At 49.0% G+C, this 23,481-nt stretch carries 22 protein-coding genes; 16 read left to right on the top strand and 6 right to left on the bottom strand.

What is annotated here, in order from left to right:
- Positions 1-58 precede the first annotated feature (58 nt).
- From ACESOH_RS08060 to dolP, 4 genes are read left to right on the top strand one after another with little or no spacing between them, the layout of a single operon-like run.
- Positions 59-1,783, top strand: a complete 1,725-nt coding sequence (locus tag ACESOH_RS08060; protein ID WP_373100650.1) for a penicillin-binding protein activator — start codon at positions 59-61, stop codon at positions 1,781-1,783.
- Position 1,784: 1 nt separating this feature from the next.
- Positions 1,785-2,144, top strand: a complete 360-nt coding sequence (locus tag ACESOH_RS08055) for a YraN family protein (RefSeq protein WP_373100649.1) — start codon at positions 1,785-1,787, stop codon at positions 2,142-2,144.
- A gap of 5 nt (positions 2,145-2,149) precedes the next feature.
- Positions 2,150-2,734 (top strand): D-sedoheptulose-7-phosphate isomerase, encoded by a 585-nt coding sequence (locus tag ACESOH_RS08050; RefSeq protein ID WP_373100648.1) that lies wholly within the window; start codon positions 2,150-2,152, stop codon positions 2,732-2,734.
- 45 nt (positions 2,735-2,779) lie between these two features.
- The gene (gene dolP, locus ACESOH_RS08045) at positions 2,780-3,364 is read left to right on the top strand and encodes a division/outer membrane stress-associated lipid-binding lipoprotein (protein WP_032091943.1); all 585 of its coding nucleotides are present in this window, start codon (positions 2,780-2,782) and stop codon (positions 3,362-3,364) included.
- 59 nt (positions 3,365-3,423) lie between these two features.
- Here dolP and sixA read toward each other — a convergent pair whose 3' ends face one another.
- The 5 genes from sixA to rlmE form a co-directional block, all read right to left on the bottom strand.
- Positions 3,424-3,888, bottom strand: coding sequence for a phosphohistidine phosphatase SixA (gene sixA / locus ACESOH_RS08040; protein WP_032091944.1), 465 nt, complete (start codon positions 3,886-3,888; stop codon positions 3,424-3,426).
- A 148-nt stretch (positions 3,889-4,036) separates the two neighbouring features.
- Complete coding sequence (glmM, locus tag ACESOH_RS08035) at positions 4,037-5,371, bottom strand: phosphoglucosamine mutase (RefSeq protein ID WP_032091945.1); 1,335 nt, start codon at positions 5,369-5,371, stop codon at positions 4,037-4,039.
- Between the two features lie 56 nt (positions 5,372-5,427).
- The gene (gene folP, locus ACESOH_RS08030) at positions 5,428-6,252 is read right to left on the bottom strand and encodes a dihydropteroate synthase (protein WP_373100685.1); all 825 of its coding nucleotides are present in this window, start codon (positions 6,250-6,252) and stop codon (positions 5,428-5,430) included.
- A 195-nt stretch (positions 6,253-6,447) separates the two neighbouring features.
- Entirely contained in the window at positions 6,448-8,373 is a 1,926-nt protein-coding gene (gene ftsH, locus ACESOH_RS08025) for an ATP-dependent zinc metalloprotease FtsH (protein WP_373100684.1), read from the bottom strand.
- 94 nt (positions 8,374-8,467) lie between these two features.
- Positions 8,468-9,097, bottom strand: a complete 630-nt coding sequence (gene rlmE / locus ACESOH_RS08020) for a 23S rRNA (uridine(2552)-2'-O)-methyltransferase RlmE (protein WP_032091946.1) — start codon at positions 9,095-9,097, stop codon at positions 8,468-8,470.
- A gap of 123 nt (positions 9,098-9,220) precedes the next feature.
- Between rlmE and yhbY the strand changes: the two genes are divergently transcribed.
- Positions 9,221-9,517, top strand: a complete 297-nt coding sequence (gene yhbY / locus ACESOH_RS08015; protein ID WP_032091947.1) for a ribosome assembly RNA-binding protein YhbY — start codon at positions 9,221-9,223, stop codon at positions 9,515-9,517.
- 45 nt (positions 9,518-9,562) lie between these two features.
- Here yhbY and greA read toward each other — a convergent pair whose 3' ends face one another.
- Entirely contained in the window at positions 9,563-10,039 is a 477-nt protein-coding gene (gene greA / locus ACESOH_RS08010) for a transcription elongation factor GreA (protein WP_373100647.1), read from the bottom strand.
- A 168-nt stretch (positions 10,040-10,207) separates the two neighbouring features.
- On the opposite strand from greA, the gene dacB reads away from it, so the two are divergent.
- The 11 genes from dacB to cas1c all read left to right on the top strand — a co-directional run bounded on the left by dacB (position 10,208) and on the right by cas1c (position 23,477).
- Positions 10,208-11,659 (top strand): serine-type D-Ala-D-Ala carboxypeptidase, encoded by a 1,452-nt coding sequence (gene dacB / locus ACESOH_RS08005; protein WP_373100646.1) that lies wholly within the window; start codon positions 10,208-10,210, stop codon positions 11,657-11,659.
- 351 nt (positions 11,660-12,010) lie between these two features.
- Complete coding sequence (gene nrdA, locus ACESOH_RS08000; protein ID WP_373100645.1) at positions 12,011-14,281, top strand: class 1a ribonucleoside-diphosphate reductase subunit alpha; 2,271 nt, start codon at positions 12,011-12,013, stop codon at positions 14,279-14,281.
- A 336-nt stretch (positions 14,282-14,617) separates the two neighbouring features.
- A complete protein-coding gene (cas3, locus tag ACESOH_RS07995; RefSeq protein WP_373100644.1) occupies positions 14,618-17,047 on the top strand; it encodes a CRISPR-associated helicase Cas3' in 2,430 nt (809 codons plus the stop codon).
- A complete protein-coding gene (gene cas5c / locus ACESOH_RS07990) occupies positions 17,037-17,789 on the top strand; it encodes a type I-C CRISPR-associated protein Cas5c (RefSeq protein WP_373100643.1) in 753 nt (250 codons plus the stop codon). The genes cas3 and cas5c overlap by 11 nt, the downstream gene beginning before the upstream one ends.
- Positions 17,786-19,774, top strand: a complete 1,989-nt coding sequence (gene cas8c, locus ACESOH_RS07985) for a type I-C CRISPR-associated protein Cas8c/Csd1 (RefSeq protein ID WP_373100642.1) — start codon at positions 17,786-17,788, stop codon at positions 19,772-19,774. The genes cas5c and cas8c overlap by 4 nt, the downstream gene beginning before the upstream one ends.
- Before the next feature lie 25 nt (positions 19,775-19,799).
- The gene (cas7c, locus tag ACESOH_RS07980) at positions 19,800-20,642 is read left to right on the top strand and encodes a type I-C CRISPR-associated protein Cas7/Csd2 (RefSeq protein ID WP_032091954.1); all 843 of its coding nucleotides are present in this window, start codon (positions 19,800-19,802) and stop codon (positions 20,640-20,642) included.
- Positions 20,643-20,656: 14 nt separating this feature from the next.
- A complete protein-coding gene (gene cas4 / locus ACESOH_RS07975; RefSeq protein ID WP_373100641.1) occupies positions 20,657-21,313 on the top strand; it encodes a CRISPR-associated protein Cas4 in 657 nt (218 codons plus the stop codon).
- A gap of 88 nt (positions 21,314-21,401) precedes the next feature.
- Complete coding sequence (locus tag ACESOH_RS07970; RefSeq protein ID WP_373100640.1) at positions 21,402-21,569, top strand: hypothetical protein; 168 nt, start codon at positions 21,402-21,404, stop codon at positions 21,567-21,569.
- 240 nt (positions 21,570-21,809) lie between these two features.
- Positions 21,810-22,172, top strand: coding sequence for an O-methyltransferase (locus ACESOH_RS07965; RefSeq protein ID WP_373100639.1), 363 nt, complete (start codon positions 21,810-21,812; stop codon positions 22,170-22,172).
- The gene (locus ACESOH_RS07960) at positions 22,154-22,339 is read left to right on the top strand and encodes an O-methyltransferase (RefSeq protein ID WP_373100638.1); all 186 of its coding nucleotides are present in this window, start codon (positions 22,154-22,156) and stop codon (positions 22,337-22,339) included. The genes ACESOH_RS07965 and ACESOH_RS07960 overlap by 19 nt, the downstream gene beginning before the upstream one ends.
- A 124-nt stretch (positions 22,340-22,463) precedes the next feature.
- On the top strand, positions 22,464-23,477 hold the full coding sequence (cas1c, locus tag ACESOH_RS07955) for a type I-C CRISPR-associated endonuclease Cas1c (protein WP_373100637.1): 1,014 nt from the start codon (positions 22,464-22,466) through the stop codon (positions 23,475-23,477).
- The last annotated feature ends 4 nt before the right edge of the window (positions 23,478-23,481 follow it).

The raw sequence follows: 23,481 nt of genomic DNA, 5'->3' as shown, positions 1-23,481 counted from the left end.
GCTTTTAATTATTCAGATAAGTAAGATCCGTACAGATTGTTTGAACAACGGAGTAATTATGACTATTCTATTACAACGCATTAATTTTAAAAATCAATTAATGCCTTTTTTATTTACGCTGTTACTCGCAGGCTGTACCACCTTATTCGGCAGCAGCTTCACCGGCGTACTGAAAAATGATGCCAACGCCAATTCCGATTTTTATATGAATAAAATCGAGCAAACCAGCGATAACGAAGATAAACAGACTTATAAGCTGTTGGCCGCCCGCGTGTTGCTCACGGAAAACAAAATTCCGCAGGCAGAAGCGCTGTTAGCCGAGCTGAAAGATCTGAACGATGAGCAATTGCTGGATAAATCCATTATCGACGCCAATATCGCCGCACTTAAAGGCAAAAACAAAAGCGCCCAAACCCAGCTGCAAGCTATCAATCTGTCGTTATTAAGCCCGTCCCAGAAAGCCCGTTATTATGAAGTGAGCGCGCGTATCGCAGAAAACCGCAATGATCCGATCGACGCGGTTAAAGCCAGAATTCAGATTGACAACTATGTCACCGATACGCAAAGAAAACAGGCTAATAATGACCGCACTTGGGCGTTGTTGCGCAACACGAATAAGGGCGTCATCAATAATACCGCGGCAGACGGTAATGCGGCATTAGGCGGCTGGCTGGCGCTGGCGAAAGCCTATAATGATCATTTAAATCAGCCGGCACAGTTAAGTCAGGCGCTGCAAAACTGGAAAAACAGCTACCCGAACCATACCGCCGCCTATTTATTCCCGACAGAATTGCAGGGATTGTTTAATTTTCAACAAACCAGCCTGAATCAAATCGCTTTATTACTGCCGTTAAGCGGTGATGCGCAATTAATCGGCAATACCATTAAAAAAGGGTTCGACCATGCGCGCGGCGATTCGGCGATACCGGTACAGGTTTTCGATACCATCGCAACGCCTATCGACAGCATTCTGGCGCAAGTCAAACAGCAAGGCATCACTACCGTTGTCGGTCCGTTGCTGAAACAAAATGTGGATGCCGTGTTAAACAATCCGTCTTCGATTCAGGGCTTAAACGTGCTGTCACTGAATTCCACCGCCAATGCCAGAGCGGTCGGTCAGCTGTGTTATTACGGTCTGGCACCGGAAGATGAAGCGGAATCCGCCGCCAATAAAATCTGGAACGACGGCATCCGCAGCCCGTTAGTGATCGTGCCGCAAAGCGATTTGGGACAGCGCACCGCCTCCGCGTTTAATGTACGCTGGCAGCAACTTGCCGCCACCGATGCGAATATCAAATTTTACAATAAAGCCGATGATATCAGCTTCGCTTTGCAATCCGGTTTAAGCGAAAACGCACAGGGATTGTATATCGTCGCGACCAGCGAGCAGTTAAGCGAAATTAAAACGGTGATTGATAATTCCGGCAGTAATCTGAAATTGTATGCCAGTTCGCGCAGCAATTCTTCCAATAACGGCCCGGAATACCGTTTGCTGATGAACGGGTTGCAATTCAGCGATATTCCGTTCTTTAAAGATACCGAATCCGAACAATATAAACAGGTGGAAACCTTAACCAACGGTGATTATTCATTAATGCGTCTGTATGCCATGGGTTCCGATGCGTGGCTGCTGATCAATCAGTTTAATGAATTGCGTCAGGTACCGGGCTTCAGCGTCACCGGTCTGACCGGTGTTTTAAGTGCCGGCCCGAACTGTAATGTCGAACGTGATATGACCTGGTTCCAATACCAAAACGGCGGCATTGCAGTATTAAGCAATTAAGATGTTTACCTCCAAACGTCAGCAAGGTGCGGGCTTTGAATTACAGGCCCGCCTTTTCTTAGAGTCTAAGGGGCTGCATTTTATTGCCGCCAATCAATATTTCAAATGCGGTGAACTGGATCTGATCATGCGTGATCAGCAGACTATCGTGTTCGTGGAAGTGCGCCAGCGCAAAAATGCGATGTTCGGCTCCGCAGTTGACAGCGTGGATTGGCGAAAACAGCAAAAATGGCAGGATGCGGCAAGTCTCTGGCTGGCGCAACGGGATTGCAGCCTGGAAGACACCGATTGTCGTTTTGATTTGGTCGCGTTCGGAAAAACCGCCGACGATATTGAATGGATTCCCAATTTCCTAGAATAAGCACTATGTTAGATAAAATTAAAGATCTCTACAGCGAAAGCATTCAAACGCATATTTCAGCCTCCAAGCTGCTGCCGGATACGATTGTCCAGGCGGTACACACGATGGTGAGCTGCCTGCTGCGCGGAAATAAAATTATTGTCTGCGGACATGGCCGTTCTTATGCCAATGCGCAGTTTCTGGTCGCCAATTTACTGAACCGCTACGAACTGGAACGGCCGAGTTTTCCTTCCGTTCTCTTAAGTCTGGATAACGCCATAGGATCCGCAATTATCTCCGACAGCGCGCCGCACAGTCTGTATCAGCGTCAATTTAACGCTATCGCGCGGCAAGGTGATATTCTGGTGGTCTTTTCCCCTTTCGGCAACGAAGACACCGTTCTGGACACCATTAATTGCGCACTAAATAAAGAAATCAATGTCATAGTATTGACCGGTGCGCGAAATGATCATATTCAGGGTTTTTTAACCGAAAATGATCTGGAAATTGCCGCACCTGCCGTAAAGGAAAGCCGCATTCTGGAACATCATTTATTTATTGTCAATGTGATTTGCGAACTGATTGATCACGCGTTGTTTTCATATGCGTAGCGGAATGAGTATAAATCCAATTCAGTAACACAAAGGAGCTTAACGATGAAAATTCATACCCTTAAAAAACTTGCCGTAATTTTAGGCGGCGCGATCTTACTGCAAGGCTGTATCGCGGCAGGTGTCGCCGGCACCGCAGCGGTGGCAACCAAAGTGGGCACCGATCCGAGAACAATCGGCACGCAGGTGGATGATGAAACGCTGGAAGAAAAAGTGCTGTCGGCAATCAAAAAAGACGAACAAATCAAAGCCGAAGCGCGTGTCAGCGTGGTCTCTTACAGCGGACGGATTTTACTGATCGGGCAGGTTCCCAATGAAGGCCTGAAAGAAATTGCCACCAATCTGGCGAAAGGGGTTGAAAACGTTAATGACGTTTATAATGAAATCCGGGTCGGTCAGCCGATTTCCGTCGGTCAAATCAGCAAAGACAGCTGGATCACCACTCAGGTTAAATCCAAAATGCTGGTTAATGCCAGTGTGAAAACCAGCGATGTTAAAGTGATTACGGAAAACAGTGAAGTCTTTTTAATGGGCAATCTGACCCATGAACAGGCCGACGCGGCGGCCGATGTCGCGCGCAACGTATCGGGTGTCAGCAAAGTTATTAAAGTGTTCAAATATTTAAATTAACATCTTACCATACGAAAAAGCAGCGTTGCGGCGCTGCTTTTTGTATTTATCCGACCGTCTTATTCAGGGTATTTAATCTCTGATAAGGTTCCCGCACTTTCGCCGTCCCATTCAAGGCAAACTAAGGTTGCCGGATAAAAACTGACCCGGCTTGTAGGACATAATTGAGCCACAATTTCACCGACCAGTGGCAAATGAGAAACCAGCAGCACGGCGCTTACCCCCTCGCGCACAAGAACGGCAAGATAATCGGCCACCGTCGCCGCATCACCGTAGGGCGTAATTCCCGCCCAGATTTCCTGTTTTGCCGTCAGCTGCCGTTCAAACACCGCATCAAGCTGCTCAAAGGTTTCCAATGCGCGAACATAAGGACTTACCAGCACCTTATCCGGCGCAGACTGTACCGATTTCAGCCAGAGTGCCTGCGCATTAGCCTGAGCTTTGCCTCTTGCGGTTAAACAACGTGCCTGATCGGAGCTTGCCACCGTTTCAGCTTCGCCATGGCGCATCACAATGATTTTCATTAATCTTTTTTTCTCCAATTATTTTTTACTATCAAATACCCAAAAACTAAAAATACAACGGGCGGATACCCCAAACCGCCCGTATAATCATCACCTTATTAACGGATTATCAGCGCATTCACGTCGCTTGCCGTCATCCGCGGCCACGTCAGTTGGCGCGTACCGCATCGGCGATTTTTTCCGCACATTGCTGTGCCAGCTCGCCGTCTTCACATTCCACCATCACCCGAATCAATGGTTCGGTACCGGATTTACGCAGCAAAATGCGGCCTTTACCCGCCAGACGCTGTTCCATTTCGGCGGCAACGGCTTTGACCGCCTCGCTGTTCAATGGGTTTTCACCACCGGCAAAACGCACATTAATCAACACTTGCGGGAATAATTTCACCGCACTTGCCAGCTCATTCAACGATAAACGATGCTGCACCATGGCGCTCAGCACAGCCAACGAGGCAATAATGCCGTCGCCGGTAGTGTTTTTGTCCGCAATGATAATATGCCCGGAATTTTCACCGCCCAGCGTCCAGCCTTTCTCCTGCATTTTTTCCAGCACATAACGATCACCCACATTAGCGCGGATAAACGGAATTGCCAATTGTTTCAACGCCAGTTCAAGGCTCATGTTGCTCATCAGTGTGCCCACCACGCCGCCTTTCAAATTACCGGCGCGCAGTGCCTCGCGGGCAATGATAAACAACGCCTGATCGCCGTCCACTTTATTACCCAGATGATCCACCATGATGAGGCGGTCGCCGTCGCCGTCATAAGCCAGACCGACATCCGCTTTCACTTCCAGCACTTTATCCTGCAACGCCTTAATATCTGTGGCGCCGCATTTTTCATTGATATTGACACCGTTCGGATCGGTACCGATTTCAATCACTTCCGCACCCAGTTCACGCATGACATTCGGCGCAATATGATAAGTCGCCCCATTGGCACAATCCACCACGATTTTATAATTTTCCAGACTTAAATGCGCCGGGAAAGTGCTTTTACAAAATTCAATATAACGCCCGGCCGCGTCTTTAATCCGGCTGGCGCGCCCCAGCTCGGCGGATTCCACACAGTCCATCGGCTGTTCCAGCATCGCTTCAATGGCTTCTTCCACATCGTCCGGCAGCTTGGTGCCGGCAGTTGAGAAAAATTTAATGCCGTTATCATAATAAGGATTATGCGAAGCGGAAATGACAATACCGGCTTCCGCCCGGAAAGTATGGGTTAAATAGGCGATGGCCGGTGTCGGCATCGGCCCGGTAAACGCGGCGGACAACCCGGCGGCTGCCAGCCCCGCTTCCAGCGCCGATTCGAGCATATAACCCGAAATCCGCGTATCTTTACCGATTAAAACCGTGCGGGAACCTTGTGTCGCCAGCACTTTGCCCGCCGCCCAGCCTAATTTTAAGACGAAATCGGGCGTAATCGGTGAGGTGCCGACTTTACCGCGCACCCCGTCGGTGCCGAAATATTTACGTTCTGCCATGGTTATTCCTTCCTCATGCTTAAATAATGTGAAGCGTATGTGTTCAATACGCCGTATTATGCCTGTACCGTCGCCAGCCAGATTTTTAATGCGTCGGCAGTTTCCGCCACATCATGCACGCGCACAATCCGCGCCCCGTTGATAACGGCGATCAGCGCACCGGCCGCACTGCCGACGGCGCGTTGTTGTACCGGTTTGTCCAGCACCGCACCAATCATCGATTTACGCGAAAGCCCCGCCAACAGCGGATAATTTTGCGCAAATACGGACAATCGCTGCAACAACTGATAATTATGCTGAACCGTTTTACCGAAGCCGAAGCCCGGATCCCAGATAATATTCTCTTTTTTCATACCCGCCTGCAAACAAAGTGCGGTGCGTTTTTGCAGAAATTCCAGCACTTCCGCCACCACATCCGTATAATGCGGATCCGCCTGCATGGTGCGCGGCTGCCCCTGCATATGCATAATGCAGGTCGGCAAAGCCAGTTTCACCGCGGTTTCCAGCACATTCGGCTCGCTTAAGGCACGAATATCGTTAATCATATCCATGCCCGCCGCGGCGCTTTCTGCCATCACCTGTGCTTTGGAGGTATCCACCGAAATCCAGCAATCAAAGCGCTGACGAACCGCTTCCACCAACGGCACCACGCGTTCCAGCTCCTGTTCGGTGCTGACCTCGTCGGCATTCGGCCGGGTTGACTCGCCGCCGATATCAATAATGGCGGCGCCTTGTGCCAGCATGTTTTCCACTTGCCGCAAGGCTTTGTCTAAACGGAAAAATTTACCGCTGTCGGAAAAGGAGTCGGGGGTGAAATTTAAAATCCCCATGATTTGAGGCACATTGAGATCTAAAACTTTATGGTTGGCGTATAACTTCATATTGCTATTATTCGGTAAAAGTGCGGTCGGAAAAAACATCGTTTCGGCAATGAGTATTTCCCGTACAAAAATTTCCGTCAATTATAGCGGAATATTAAAAAGAATAAAAAATTCTTTTTCGCGTTGCACTTGCCGCTGCGCCGTTGGCATGCTGACAGGCAAAACAAAAGGGACATCCGAAGATGTCCCTCAATGTTATGCGTTATCGGATTTGTCCGGATTTTCCACCGCACTTTCTTCCGTATTCTCAGCCTTATCCGTCGCGTTCGCCGCACTCTCGGCCTTTTCCGCTGACGGTTTAACGCCGGCATCGTCCCAGCCGTTCGGCGGTGTGACCGGTTGGCGGTTCATCAATTGTTTGATCTGAACCTCTTCAATGGTTTCATATTTTACCAGCGCGTCTTTCATCGCATGTAAAATATCCATATTTTCCGTCAGCAAACGTCTTGCCCGTTCATAGTTTCGCGCCACAATCGCGCGCACTTCTTCATCAATAACATGCGCGGTTTCGTCGGACATATGCTGCGCTTTCGCCATGGAACGGCCGAGGAATATTTCGCCGTCATCTTCGGTATAAAGAATCGGCCCCAGTTTTTCCGAAAAGCCCCATTGGGTCACCATATTGCGCGCAATATTGGTCGCCACTTTAATGTCGTTGGAGGCACCGGTGGAAATATTTTCCTCACCGTAAATCAAATCTTCCGCCAGACGTCCCGCATATAAAGTGGATAATTTGCTTTCCAGCTGTTTCTGGCTGATGCTGACCTGATCGCCCTCCGGCAGGAAGAAAGTTACCCCCAAGGCGCGACCGCGCGGGATAATGGTCACTTTATGCACCGGATCATGCTCCGGCACCAGATAACCCACAATCGCATGCCCGGCTTCATGATAAGCGGTGGATTCTTTCTGTTTCTCCGTCATAATCATGGTGCGGCGTTCCGGCCCCATATTGATTTTATCTTTCGCTTTCTCAAATTCCAGCATGGTCACCACGCGTTTATTGGTACGCGCGGCAAACAAGGCGGCTTCATTCACCAGATTGGCCAGATCCGCACCGGAATAGCCCGGCGTACCGCGCGCCAGCGTCATGGCGTCCACATCAGGCGCAATCGGCACTTTGCGCATATGCACTTTAAGAATATGCTCGCGACCGCGCACATCCGGTAAGCCGACCACCACCTGACGGTCGAAACGTCCCGGACGGGTTAACGCCGGATCCAGCACATCCGGACGGTTGGTGGCGGCAATCACGATAACGCCTTCATTACCTTCAAAACCATCCATTTCCACCAGCATTTGGTTCAGCGTCTGTTCACGTTCGTCATGCCCGCCGCCCAGACCGGCACCGCGCTGGCGACCGACCGCATCAATTTCATCAATAAAAATCAGACAAGGCGCGTTTTTCTTCGCCTGTTCGAACATATCGCGCACACGGGAGGCACCGACCCCCACGAACATTTCCACGAAATCAGAACCCGAAATGGTAAAAAACGGCACCTTCGCCTCCCCGGCAATGGCTTTCGCCAATAAAGTTTTCCCGGTTCCCGGCGGGCCGACCATTAAAATCCCTTTCGGAATTTTACCGCCCAGTTTCTGAAATTTACTCGGATCACGCAGAAAATCCACAATTTCGCCCACTTCTTCTTTGGCTTCATCGCAGCCGGCGACATCGGCGAAGGTGGTTTTAATCTGTTCTTTGGTCAGCATCTTGGCACGGCTTTTGCCAAAACTCATGGCTTTACCGCCGCCTCCCTGCATCTGGCGCATAAAGAAAAACCAGACGCCGATCAATAACAGCATCGGGAACCACGAAATCAAAATCTGAGATAAAAAGCCGCGTTTTTCCGGCGGTGTTCCTTCCACTTTGATTTTCTTATTTAATAAATCATTCAATAATTTATCGTCATAAATCGGCATCACGGTCGAATATTTGGAACCGTCGGCCTTGGTTACGGCAAGTTCGCTGTCTTCAAAACGCACCTGACGCACCTGATCATTACCGACATCGGTAATAAACGTCGTATAATCGGTTAAATTGCCATTGGAACTGCCGTTAAATCCCTGATATGCCGTCATCATCACAACCGCAACCACAATCCACAGCACCAGATTTTTTACCATATCGTTCAAGGTTTGACCTCGTTTATTTTTGAGTTAATAAATTGTTACAAGCTTACTACATCCACCGCCGGATTTGAAGTTATCAAATCCATCGCTAATATTTGTAACCCGTTGCAACGATATACACCTCACGGGAACGCCCGCGGGACGCTTCAGGCTTACGCACTTTCACAACACTGAACAGAGATCGGATCTCTTTTAAGTAGTCGTCAAAACCTTCACCCTGGAAAACCTTCACCACAAAACCGCCTTTAGGGGCCAGAACCTGTTTGCACATATCCAGCGCCAATTCGACCAAATACATCGCACGCGGAATATCGACCGACGGCATACCGCTGAAATTGGGCGCCATATCGGACATGACCACATCTACTTTGGCTTCCCCCACCCGTTCCAGCAGCGCGTTTAAGACATTGTCATCGCGAAAATCGCCCTGTAGAAAATCCACGCCGACAATCGGATCCATCTCCAGAATATCGCAGGCAATCACCCGCCCGTTCGAACCGATTTGACTGACCGCATACTGCGACCAACCGCCGGGCGCGGCACCGAGATCGACGACGGTCATGCCCGGTTTAAACAAACGGTCCGTCTGCTGAATTTCATCCAGCTTAAAATAGGCGCGCGAACGTAATTTTTGTTTATGCGCTTTTTGGACAAACGGATCCTTAAAATGTTCATTCAGCCAGCGAGTCGAACTCGCCGAACGTTTTTTCTTTCCCATAAATTATTCAAATGTTGTGGTAGTTTTTCCAATATAAGGTTAAAATTTCCCGGTTCAAGTCGTCGGCTGCGATATTTTATCAAAAAACCGACCGCACTTTTTTATTCATCGGGATCATTATTCATGACATTATCAACCAAACAGAAACAATTCTTAAAAGGTCTGGCTCATCACTTAAATCCGGTGGTGATGCTGGGAGGCAACGGACTAACCGAGGGCGTGCTTGCCGAAATCGACAACGCACTCAACCATCATGAATTGATTAAAGTAAAAATTGCCGGCGCAGATCGCGACACCAAGCAATTAATCATTGATGCGATTATCCGTGAAACACAGGCTTCGGCGGTGCAAACCATCGGCCATATCCTCGTGCTTTATCGCCCGAGCGAAGAAGCGAAAATTCAGCTACCGCGCAAATAACCCGCTGACGGACGCGATCTTTCGCGTCCTTTCCGGATACGCCGCTTATTTATACTCCACGGCAATAATCTCAAACTCCACCGTACCGCCGGGCGTCACGATACTCACCGTATCGTCCAGTTCTTTACCGATCAAACCGCGCGCAATCGGCGAATTGACGGAAATTAATCCCTCTTTAATGTTCGCCTCGTCATCGCCGACAATACGGTAAGTCACTTCCTCTTCCGTATCGGTATTCACCAGCACCACCGTGGCGCCGAAAATCACTTTACCGTTATTCGGAATTTTGGTCACATCAATAATCTGACCGTTGGATAATTTTCCTTCGATTTCCTGAATGCGGCCTTCGCAAAAGCCCTGCTGCTCACGGGCGGCATGATATTCCGCATTTTCTTTTAAATCCCCGTGTTCACGCGCTTCGGCAATGGCTTTAATAATTTCCGGACGGCGTACATTCTTAAGAAAATCAAGTTCTTGTCTTAATTGCTCCGCACCGCGTACGGTCATAGGAATCTGTTGCATAACTCTCAAGCTATCCTTTATTTAAGTAAAAACAAAACTACGGCAGAATACGTCATCCTGTCGTAGTTAATAAAATATCACGATAAACGAGAAATCGTTTTACTCTCGCTGATTCAGGTACTATTATTGTTCGTCTGAAAAAAAATAGCAACCGAAACACAGCCGTTTATGTACAAATTATCCCGATTTTCATCCCGATTAAAACCGACTTTATTAGCCTTAAATTTAGCGTTCTCAACCTGCGCCGTCGCCGATGTGGATGTCGCCTCGATCGCCGCTCGTTTACCGCAAGGCGCAAGTCTGGGATTTGTGGCGAAAAATTTAAACCAGGATCAGCAAATCGCCGCATTCAACCCGCAAACCTTCATGCTGCCCGCCAGTACGCAAAAAGTTTTTACCGCACTTGCCGCCAAATTAACACTGGGTGACGATTTTCGTTTCGAAACCAGCCTGCTGACCAACGGGCGCGTCGAAAACGGCCAATTAAACGGCGATCTTATCGCCAGATTCAGCGGCGATCCGGATTTAACCAGCGGTCAGCTGTATAATTTGCTGGCGGAACTGAAAAAACAGGGAATCAACCGCATTGCCGGCAATCTGATTCTGGACACCTCCGTATTTGTCGGTCATGACCGCGGTTTAGGCTGGATTTGGAATGATCTGACCCTGTGTTTTAACTCACCTCCGGCCGCCGTTAATCTGGATAACAACTGTTTTTACGTCGAACTGGATGCCAATCAGCCCGCCGGCGAGCTGGTTAAATTTAACGTACCGGCGCAATTTCCCGTTCAGGTTTTCGGACAGGTTCGCGTCGCCACCAAAGAAGAGGCGCCTTATTGCCAGCTGGATGCGGTGGTTCACGATAATAACCGCTATCAAATCAAAGGCTGTTTAAGCCGCCAGAACAAACCCTTTGGGTTGAGCTTTTCGGTACAGGATCCCGATGCCTACGCCGCCGCAACCATTCAGCGCCAGTTAAACCGCCTCGGCATCGCTTTTAACGGCAGCGTACAGCAGCCTTACCAACCGCAGCAGGGTAAACTGCTGGCACAGCATTTATCCAAACCGCTGCCGGATCTGCTGAAAAAAATGATGAAAAAATCCGACAATCAGATCGCCGATGCGCTGTTCCGCACCGTCGCCTATCATCATTACCAACGCCCGGCCTCGTTCCAGCTTGCCTCGCTGGCCATGCGCCAGATTCTGCAATCCAAAGCCGGCGTGAAATTCGGCAACAGCATTATCGCCGACGGTTCCGGCTTATCGCGGCACAATCTGATCGCCCCGCAGGCCATGTTGCAGGCCTTAGAATATATTGCCCGGCATGAGGATCAGCTGCATCTGTTGGAAACCTTTCCCATCGCGGGTACGGACGGCACGCTAAGCGGGCGCGGCTCCATGATTAACGCGCCGCTGGTAAAAAATATCACGGCCAAAACCGGCGCCTTAAAAGGGGTTTATAATCTCGCCGGCTTTATGACCAACGCCCGCGGCGAACGGGTGGCGTTCGTGCAGTTTATCAACGGCTATTCCACCGGCAGCGATCTGGAAAGCAAAACCAAACGGGCGCCGCTGGTGCAGTTCGAAAGCAGCCTGTATAACAGCATTTACAAAGAGTAAAGCGCCCGGCACAGCCGGTGTTTTGCTTCCGCCTCAAACTGCCTCAGCCGGAAGCGAAAGCTAAAATCCGAATGGTCTAAAGTGCGGTCAAATTTAGCGAAAAAATCGACCGCACTTTTTCTGATCTCGGTCAAAAAGCGTAAATTCCGCCGATATACAAAATTTTATTCAGTCGGATTTTTGGCTTAACAAATTTTTTCTTATTTATAAGTAAGTTATTTTCTGTCAACAATTGCCCCTCAAATTTAGTGCTTGAACTTTTACGGACAACACATTATCTTGTAGCCTAATTTTTCTCATGTACCTATATATTGTGTTTTCAACCTCAGTATAACAAGCCGGAAATCACTTATGAACAAAGCCTTAATGGTCACGAAACGTGACGGAAAACTCGAACCGATTAACCTAGACAAAATTCACCGCGTGATCACTTGGGCGGCGGAAGGATTGGAAAATGTTTCCGTATCGCAGGTCGAACTGCGTTCGCACATCCAGTTTTACGAAGGCATTCGCACCTCGGATATTCATGAAACCATTATCAAAGCCGCGGCGGATTTAATCAGCAAAGACGCGCCGGATTATCAGTATCTTGCCGCCCGTCTGGCGGTTTTTCATCTGCGTAAAAAAGCCTACGGCCATTTTGATCCGCCGCGTTTATACGATCATGTGAAAAAACTGGTGCGCATGGGCAAATATGATGAAGCCCTGCTGAGCGATTATTCCCGCGAAGAATGGGACGAAATGGACGGTTTTCTCGATCACTGGCGCGATATGACCTTCTCTTACGCAGCGGTCAAACAGCTGGAAGGTAAATATCTGGTACAAAACCGGGTCACCGGCGAAATCTACGAATCGGCACAATTTTTATACTTGCTGGTGGCCGCCAGCCTGTTTTCAAAATATCCGGCGGAAACCCGTTTAAGTTATGTGCGCCGTTTTTATGACGCCACATCCACCTTTAAAATCTCTCTGCCGACGCCGATTATGTCCGGCGTGCGCACGCCGACCCGCCAATTCAGCTCCTGCGTGCTGATCGAATGCGGCGACAGTCTGGATTCCATTAACGCCACGGCTTCGGCGATCGTTAAATATGTCTCGCAGCGTGCCGGCATCGGCATCAACGCCGGTGCTATCCGCGCCTTAGGCAGCCCGATCCGCGGCGGCGAAGCCTTCCATACCGGCTGCATTCCGTTTTATAAATATTTCCAGACCGCCGTGAAATCCTGCTCGCAGGGCGGCGTTCGCGGCGGGGCGGCAACGGTGTACTACCCTATCTGGCATCTTGAGGCGGAAAGTCTGCTGGTGCTGAAAAACAATCGCGGCGTGGAAGACAACCGCGTCCGTCATATGGATTACGGCGTGCAGCTGAACAAATTAATGTATCAGCGTCTGATCAAAGGCGGCGATATCACCCTGTTCAGCCCTTCCGACGTACCGGGACTGTATGCGGCGTTTTTCGCCGATCAGGATAAATTCGAACAGCTTTATCTTAAATACGAACAGGATCCGACTATCCGCAAACGCACGGTAAAAGCGGTGGAAATTTTTTCCTTATTAATGCAGGAACGCGCCTCCACCGGGCGAATTTATATTCAAAACGTGGATCATTGCAATACCCACTCCCCGTTCGATCCCGCCGTGGCGCCGGTTCGGCAGTCCAATTTATGTCTGGAAATCGCCCTGCCGACCAAACCGCTGGCACACATTAATGATGAAGAAGGCGAAATTGCGCTGTGTACGTTATCGGCATTTAACCTCGGTGCCATTAACAACCTCGATGAATTGGACGAGCTGGCCGATTTGGCGGTTCGCGCTTTAGACGCGCTGCTGGATTATCAGGATTACCCGGTCAACGCGGCGCGGCGCAGTTCATTAGCACGTCGTTCGCTGGGCATCGGCGTGATCAACTATGCGTATTATCTGGCTAAAAACGGCGTGCGTTATTCCGACGGCAGCGCCAACGATCTCACTCACCGCACCTTTGAAGCCATTCAGTATTACCTGCTGAAAGCCTCGATGAATCTGGCAAAAGAAGCCGGCGCCTGTGAATATTTTAACCAGACCACTTATGCCAAAGGTATTTTGCCTATCGACAGCTATAAAAAGGAGATCGACAGCCTAACGCAGGAACCGCTGCATTATGATTGGGAAAGCCTGCGCAAAGATATTCAGACTTTCGGCTTGCGTAACTCCACCCTGACGGCCTTAATGCCGTCGGAAACCTCCTCGCAGATTTCTAACGCCACCAACGGCATCGAACCGCCGCGCGGCCATGTCAGCGTGAAAGCCTCCAAAGACGGCATTTTAAAACAAGTGGTGCCGGATTATGAAAATCTGGGCGAAAATTACGAACTGCTGTGGGATATCCCGAGCAACGACGGCTATCTGCATCTGGTCGGCATTATGCAGAAATTTGTCGATCAGGCTATTTCCGCCAACACCAATTACGATCCGAAACGCTTTGAAGACGGCAAAGTCCCGATGAAAGTGCTGCTGAAAGATCTGTTAACCGCGTATAAATACGGCTTAAAAACGCTCTACTATCAAAACACCCGCGACGGCGCCGAAGACGCTCAGGAAGATATGGACGACGGCTGTGCAGGCGGTGCATGTAAAATTTAATCCATAAAAAGTGCGGTGGAAATTTTTACTGTTTCCACCGTTTTTTATTGCCCCTAAATAAGGTTAAGCGCATAAAAACAGGGAATAATAAACTCATTATTGCTTTACGATAAGCAACGGCGCGCCTCTTTCCGCGACATGCTCAAAACCTCTTGCCGCCATTCCCTTTACTGAAAGAAAAGTCCATAAATTTTAATCAGTTAAAACAAAAACAACGCATTTGCGAAATAAAAAAACGCCATTGAATATATTTTTAAATTTGCTATTATCTCACACATCTTTTGTAGTAATGTGTTGATATAACGGTTCATTTAACGGCCGAAAGGAGCAAGCGCCTTGACTGCAAAATATATCGCCCACATCCGTCGTTCCGACGGCGTTGTGCAATCCGTAGCAACCCACCTTTTAGAAACCGCCGCCATTGCCAAAGCTCTGGCCGAAAAACTCGACCTGGCATCAAGCGGCGAACTGCTGGGTCTGATGCACGATTTCGGTAAATATGCCGCAGACTTTCTGAATTATATAACAAGCGCCGCCGGTATTGATCCCGACGCCGATGATTATGTTTTACCCAACGGCAAAAAAATCGACCACGCTACCGCCGGCGCGCAATGGGTGTATCGTGCACTGAGAAAATACGGTGAGCAACACGGCATCGGCGAATTATGCGGGCAAATGTTAGGCCTGTGTCTTGCCTCCCATCACGGCGGGCTGATTGACTGTTTAGATGATAAAGGCAATCCCACTTGGAAAAAACGTTTTGAAAAAGCAGACGAATTAACCCATTTAGCGGAATGCGAACGCAATGCCGATGAAATCGTCGGGCAAACCGCGCAGACATTGGCGGGAGAAAACCTGATTCGCGAGCTGTTAAATGCGTTCAAGCCGATTTTGTCCGACAAAGAAACCAACAAGAAAAACAAAGAATTTTATCTCGGCTGCCTCACCCGTTTTCTGTTTAGCTGTCTGATTGATGCCGATCGCATCAACAGTGCCGATTTTGAACAGGAACATCAAAAAGATATTCGCCGCCTCACGACAAAGCCCGATTGGCAAACGGCAATCAACAAACTGGAAGCTTATTTAGGTAATTTTGAGATTCGTTACCCGATCGACCAAATCCGCCGCCGAATTTCAGACCACTGTTTAAAAAGAGCGGTCGATTCTCAAGGTATTTATACCCTGACGGTACCGACCGGCGGCGGTAAAACCCTGGCAAGTCTGCGCTATGCCTTGTACCACGCGAAAAAATACGATCTTGATCGCATTATCTATATCATTCCCTACACCTCCATCATCGACCAAAATGCAGGCACAGTGCGCGAAATTCTCGGCGCGGATTGGGTATTGGAACACCACTCCAACCTTGAGCCCGAAAAACAAACCTGGCAGGACAAGCTGCTTGCCGAAAACTGGGATAAGCCGATTGTGTTTACCACTATGGTGCAGTTTCTTGATGCCTGGTTCGGCGACGGCACACGCGGTGCGCGACATATTCACCCGATGACCCGCAGCGTGCTGATTTTTGATGAAATCCAAACTCTGCCGATAAAATGTGTGCATTTGTTCTGCAATGTACTGAACTGGCTGACAAAATTCGGCAAATCCAGCGCGGTATTGTGTACCGCGACCCAACCGTTGCTGGACAAGCTGCCCAAATCGACATTCGGCGAATTAAAGTTGGCGGAAAATGCCGAGATTATGGGTAAAGGCGATCAGTTGAATAAGCTGTTCGATGACTTATCACGCGTGGAAATCCGCTATCAACCTAAAGCCGGCGGTTGGTCGCCGGATGAGGCAGGTGCATTTTTATTGGCGCAGTTTCAGACGGCCTCAAGCTGCCTGTTTATCGTGAATACAAAAAAATGGGCGCAGGATTTGTACCAATATTGCAAAAAACAAAACGTGCCGCCCGAAGCGTTGTTTCATCTCAGCACCCATCAATGTGCGGCGCACCGCAAAGCTATTTTTGATACCATTAAAACGCGTTTAAAAAATCAAGAACCCGTGATTTGCATCAGCACCCAGTTAACCGAGGCCGGCGTCGATCTTTCGATGGCTTGCGTGATGCGCGCTTTGGGCGGCTTGGATTCCATTGCCCAAGCGGCGGGGCGCTGCAATCGCCACGGCGAAAAAGACGGCAAAGGACAAGTGTATGTATTGAATCTGCAAGAGCCGAGTTTGGCACAGATGTTGCCTGATATTCATCAAGGGCAAATCCATGCCGAGCGCGTATTGCGTGAATTTTCAGGGCAGGATATTTTGCAGCCCGCAGCCATGCAGCAGTATTTCCAGTACTATTTTTATAACCGTCGCAGTGAGATGGTTTATCCCGTCAAAAACAGCACGACAGGTTCGCTGCTGGATTGGTTGAGTGATAATGAAAACAATCCTTACGCCAATAAAAACAATGAACGCACCAAGCCGTTTCCGTTGTTGATGCAATCTTTCAAAAGTGCGGGACGAGCCTTCCGAACAATTGAGGCGCCGACCCGCGCCGTGATTGTGCCGTATGGCGAAGGCAGGGAATTAATTGCTACGTTGTGCGGCGAATGGAATCCGAAAAAAATGTACCGCACTTTGGCAAAAGCACAGCGCTATAGTGTGAACGTGTTCCCGAAAGTATGGCAACAACTGGAAAAAGAACACGCTGTACATGAAGTGCAGGCAGGTTCGGGGATTTATTATTTGAAAGATGCGCATTACACCGATGAATACGGCTTGTCGGTTGATGACGCCGGCACAATGACGTTTTATGGCTTATAAAAGGAGCACTATGAACAGCACAATTACTTTCCGTATTTGGGGGCGGCAGGCGTTGTTTACCGACCCCATTACCAAAATCGGCGGTGAAAAATTCACCTACCAAGTGCCGACGTATGAAGCGATAAAAGGCATTTTGAGGAGCATTTATTGGAAACCGACCCTGATCTGGCATATTGATAAAATTCGTGTCATGAAGCCGATTCGCACCCAAAGCAAATCCACCAAACCGCTGGATTGGAACGGCGGCAATACGCTGGCGATTTACACCTTTCTGCAAGATGTGGAATATCAAGTACAAGCGCATTTTACTTGGAACGAATATTGGCACGAGCTCAAAGATGACCGTAATCTCGGCAAACATATGGCGATTGCCCGTCGAATGCTGGATCGCGGCGGACGGCAGGATATTTTCCTGGGCACACGCGACTGTCAGGGCTATGTGGAGCCGTGCCAATTCGGCAGCCCAAGCCGGGACGGCAAAGCAGGCTTTTACGATGAAATCGACAATCTCGATTTCGGCTTGATGTTCCATAGCTTCGGCTACCCCGAAGAAACGGGTAAACACGAATTGATCAACCGTTTTTGGCAAGCCAATATGCAACATGGCGTAATCGAATTCCCAAGCGTAAACGATAATACAGGCCGTCTGAAAACCCGTTTTATCCGCAAAATGCAGCCTCACAGACCGTTTAAACGAAATATGAAGCCGGTAGAAACCGAGGCAGAGGAGTTGGAATTATGAGTTGGATGCAGAAGTTGTATCGGACATACGAAACCGTATCAGGGCAAATCTTTGACAGCGATGACGAGCCGTTAACCCCGGTCGGTCATACCCTGCAAAACGCCCATATTGTTATCGTACTAAACGGACAAGGCGAATTTCAGACGGCGTGGGTAATGCCGCCGAAAACGGCGATTATGCTGCCGGCCACCGAATCGTCAGAAAATCGCACCAGCGGCGAAGCACCGCACCCGCTGGCAGACAAAATCCAATATGTCGCCAAAGATTATGCCGATTACGGCGGCGGCAAAAAAGCCTATTTCGAAGGTTATCAAAAGCAGTTGCAGGCATGGTGTGACTCGGCATTCAAACACCCGAAAGTGCAGGCGGTGCTGGATTATATCAGCAAAGGTACGGTTGTCGCCGATTTGGTGCGGACAGGCGTTTTTCAGTTGGATTCAAACGGCAAGGTGTTGCGCAAATGGGATGCGGAGGGCGCTGCTCCGCTGATTTTTTCCGTCTTGCCGAAAACCAAAGGCGAAATCGAATTCGGTTCGGCATTGGTGTGCTGGTGTGTGGAAATCGCAGGCGATGTACAGAGCGAAACCTGGACGGATAGCGGCGTGCAACAGTCATGGATAGACTATCTCGGCAGCAGCGCTACACAAAAAGGTTTTTGTCTGGTGCAAGGCACTGATGCGACGGTTTCCGCCATGCACCCGGCCAAACTGCGCCATACGGGTGATAAAGCCAAATTGATTTCTTCCAATGATACGACCGGTTACACCTTTCGCGGTCGCTTTGAATCGGCCGAAGAAGCAGCCAGCGTATCGGCGGAAGTCTCCGCCAAAGCACATAGCGCCTTACGTTGGCTGATAGCCCGACAAGGTATTCGCAACGGCGATCAAGTCACCGTCGCTTGGGCGGTCAGCGGCAAGCAAATTCCTTCACCGATAAAAGATATGTCGGATGAAATTGATTGGGACAATCTGGATATAAGTGCGGTCAAAAATTGCGATGAATTTTTACCTGATACGCCGTCTGAAAATGTCGATTGGTCGGTCAATATCGGAAAAGCCGCCGCCCACATCATCAAAAAGAAACTGCACGGCTATCAGGCAGCATTAAAAGCCCATGAGCAAATCTCATTATTAATGCTGGATTCCGCAACACCGGGGCGTATGGCACTGACCTATTACCAAGAATTTTTGCCGGCCGATTATTTCGCCAATCTGGATGCCTGGATAGACGATTTTTCTTGGTATCAACGCCATAGCATTGAAAAACCGAACGGCAAAAAAACAGACAAACACACCCTTTGGGCGTTCGTGCCACCCTCGCCGTACGCCATCGGCCATGCCATTTATGGACAAGCATTGAGCGATAGCCTGAAAAAGCAACTCTACGCCCGTTTGCTGCCGGTGATTGCCGGCGGTAAAAACGTGCCGATGCCTTATGATTTGGTGCAACAAAGTTTTCGGACGGCCTGCAATCCTAACGGCAGCGAGCATTGGGAATGGCAACGCAATATCGGCGCCGCCTGCGCTTTATACAAAGGCTGGCGCGCCCGTCATCATGATTTATCAAAAAGGAGGACTTATTCTATGAGCTTGGATACTAAAAACCGCACGCGCGATTATTTATACGGCAGATTGCTGGCCATTGCCGAAAATATCGAATCCTACGCGCTTTATCTGGCGGAAGAAAAACGCGCCACTACCGCAGAACGTTATATGCAGCGCTTTGCCGAACACCCCTTCGCCACTTGGCGTAATATAGAATTGGCGCTGAAGCCTTATCAAGACCGGCTGCGCAACCGTGGAAAAGATACCGGCTCGCAAGCCATCGGCGAAATTATGGAACTGTTCCAACATAACGACTTTACTTGCGACGACAAATTAAGCGGCGAGTTTCTGCTTGGTTATCATTGCCAAAAAATGGAAAATAACCGCCAAATTGCCGAGCGCCAAGCTGCCAAACAAAAGAAAACCGAAACTACTGAATAACCCTAAATAGTGAAAGGAAAATAACATGAGCTTAACCAAAAAAATCGACTTCGCCCTGATTGTTAAAGTCACCAATGCCAACCCCAACGGCGACCCTTTAAACGGCAACCGCCCGCGTGCCGATTTTGCCGGCTTCGGCGAAATGACCGATGTTTGCCTGAAACGTAAAATCCGCGATCGCCTGCAAGATGGCGGCGCAAGCATTTTCGTGCAATCCGACGAAAAGAAAACCGACGGCATGACCAGCCTCGCCAACCGCGCCAAAGACAAAAATGTGGGTTTAGGCGCGGAAGCCTTTAACGCCAAAAAAGCCAATAAAGACGAAACCGCCAAAAAAGCCTGTGAAAAATGGCTGGACGTGCGCAGTTTCGGGCAGGTATTCGCGTTCGGCAAAAGTGACGACGGCGCAGGCGTATCGATTGCTGTGCGCGGCCCTGTCACCATCCAGTCGGCATTCAGCGTCGAACCGGTCAATATCACCAGCACGCAAATTACCAAAAGCGTGAGCGGCGAAGGCGACGGCAGCAAACGCGGTTCCGACACCATGGGCATGAAACACCGCGTCGACAGCGGCATTTACGTCGCCTTCGGCGCTATGTCGCCGCAACTTGCCGAACGCACCGGCTTTTCCGACGCCGATGCCGAAACCATCAAAACCGTGCTAACCAAACTGTTTGAAGGCGACGCCTCATCCGCCCGCCCCGAAGGCAGCATGCAAGTGTTGAAACTGATTTGGTGGGAACACAACTGCAAAGCCGGACAATATTCCTCCGCCAAAGTGCACGGCAGCCTGAAAGTGAATACGGACGGCAGTTACGCATTACACAACCTTGAAGGCTTGATTCCACAAGAAATTGACGGCTTCTAAAAAAACACTAAAAAATGACCGCACTTTTTCCTGACCAAGCAGCCCAAACCGATAAGCAGGGAGAACAACTCATCGTTCCCCTTTCTGCTTTGCAGCACTTTGCTTTCTGCCCGCGCCAATGCGCATTGATTCACAACGAGCAGGCGTGGGCGGAAAACTATCTCACCGCGCAGGGACGTTCGCTGCACGAGCGGGTGGATTCGGGTGAGCCGGAAACGAGAGGCGGCATGCGTTTCAAGCGCGCCGTACACGTTTCGGCGGAAAAATTAGGCATCAGCGGTATTTTGGATTTGGTCGAGGTGGAGATAAAAACCGGTCGCCTGAAACCGGTGGAATACAAACGCGGTAAGCCCAAACCCGATCCGTTCGACGAAATCCAGCTTTGCGCGCAGGCGCTGTGTTTAGAAGAGATGACCGGACAAACCATCGCCGAAGGCGCACTGTGGTATATGCTAACCCGCCACCGTGTACCGGTAGCGTTTTCAGATGACCTTAGAGCGCAGACGCTGACCGTTATCGCCCAAGTACGCGAACTCTTGGCAAGCGGACAAACCCCGCTGCCCAACTACAGCAAACGCTGCAAAGCCTGCTCGCTGATGGAGGTTTGCCAGCCAAAGTTGTTGGATCGGGATCGGTCGGTGGGGTATGTGGAGGGGTTGTTTGTTATATAAATAAGCAAATAACCTTCAAGAAATTTGAAATTAATATTCTGATGCCCTAAGATAATAACCATGATCTTGTGTTATGGGGATATTATGTATGGGTAATCAACGTGATAAATTCTGGATGATTCATTTAGAAAAGAAAGCAGACGATGAATTTCTAATGCATTTTAAAGGGCTGAGAAAGATTGTCATTGGTATTATTTTAGTTGCCTTGTGGATTCTTTCTAAAATGCCGGATATATTTTCATTTGTTAGCCCATAAAATACTTTCATTTTGAATAAAGGAGGATTGTTAACTACTTTAATAATTTAAACTTATTTCAGCTGCCATTGAGTGGCTGTGTATTGAGACCGCCAAGCTGAATGAATTGACCAGCGGCGCGTCTTCAATCGTCTACGGGCGGTTGTGTGTTGAAACCTTGATTGTTAGTTGCTAATTGTAAGCAAAGTAGTCCAATACCGTCCTTTGTTTTAGGGCGGTATTGGTTCTTAAATGATTTAATTGAGCTGGGATACAGGTAAGCATGCCGGCGCTGTTATTGAACCTGAATCGGCTGAATTTTTAGCGCTATTGGTGCTTGCTAAACAAGCAAAAAGTTTGTTGGAAATCGGCACGTCAGGAGGCTATTCCACATTGTGGCTGGCTGATGCTGTAGAACAAACCGGTGGACATTTAATTACTTTGGAAATTGAAACGCAATGTCAGCAGACCGCACTGAAACATCTTGTTGCAACGGGATTATCTGAAGTCACTACCGCATTATGCGTCGATGCCGGCAAATTTTTACAAAGTAATCAAGTAGCTACGATTTTATTTTGTTGGATGCTGAGCGCCCCGCTTATCCTATGTATTGGACATATTTAAAAACGTGTCTGAAAACCAGCGGAAGTGTGTTGGTTGTGGACAATGTATTGTCGCATGCCGAACAGATTAAGGAATTTATCGCTTTAATCAATGCCGATATAGGGTTTGAGCAGACTATATTACCTATTGGTGCAGGTTTATTGTTGGTTGTGAAAAATAACAGGTAACCGCAGATCATGGATAGTGTGTTATCTAACTCAATCTGCCGGAACCATTTCAGATGGTCTAAACGGTAAATTGGTAAATTAAAGAAACCAAAAGTGCGGTCAAAATCAAGGGAGTTTTTCAACTATGCGCAAGCTGCAAAATACGCTGTATATCACCACGCAAGGCAGTTATCTGCATAAGGAGCGGGAAACGCTGGTGGTGGAACAGGAACGCAAAAAGGTGGCGCAGTTGCCGGTGCATTCCATCGGGCATATTTTCTGTTTCGGCAATGTGCTGGTGTCGCCGTTTTTGATGGGGTTTTGTGGCGAGAATAACGTCAATCTGGCATTTTTTACTGAAAACGGCCGTTATTTAGGACGCTTACAGGGACGCCAAAGCGGCAATGTATTGCTGCGCCGGGCGCAATACCGGCTATCGGAACAAAATCCGGTGCCGATCGCGCGGCATATTATTGCGGCGAAGATTCAGTCAAGCAAGCGGGTGCTACAGCGACGGCTGCGCAATCACGGCGAGCATCAATCCGTGCAATCGGCTGTTGTGGCTTTAAATATCAGTTTGCAACAATTAAAAAAAGCTGAAAATCTGGCATTAATCCGAGGTATTGAAGGCGAGGCCGCATCGCGTTATTTCGGCGTATTCCGGAACTTACTTACTGAAAATAGCGAATTTACTTTTGACGGACGTAACCGCCGCCCGCCGCGTGACGGCATTAACGCCTTATTGTCCTTCTTGTATAGCATAGTAGGTAAAGACATCAGTGGTGCTCTGCAAAGTGTCGGTCTGGATCCGCAGGTCGGTTTTCTGCACGCGGATCGTCCGGGAAGAGACAGTCTGGCGCAAGATATTCTTGAGGAATTTCGGGCCTGGTGGATTGATCGTATGGTGCTGAGTTTAATTAATCGCGGTCAAGTCAAACCACGGGATTTTACGATTGAAGCGAGTGGTGCCGTAAGCCTTAAGCCGGAACTGCGTAAACTTATATTCCAAACCTTGCAAATGAAAAAACAGGAAAAAATTATTCATCCCTTTTTACAGGAAGACGTTGAAATCGGTTTACTGCCGCATATTCAGGCAATGCTATTAGCGCGGCATCTGCGTGGCGATCTGGCGGAATATCCACCTTTTTTAATGAGATAAAATT

The organism is Necropsobacter rosorum, from assembly GCF_964241405.1.
GTDB lineage: Bacteria > Pseudomonadota > Gammaproteobacteria > Enterobacterales > Pasteurellaceae > Necropsobacter > Necropsobacter rosorum.
This window is presented reverse-complemented; position numbering and strand designations above follow the sequence as displayed.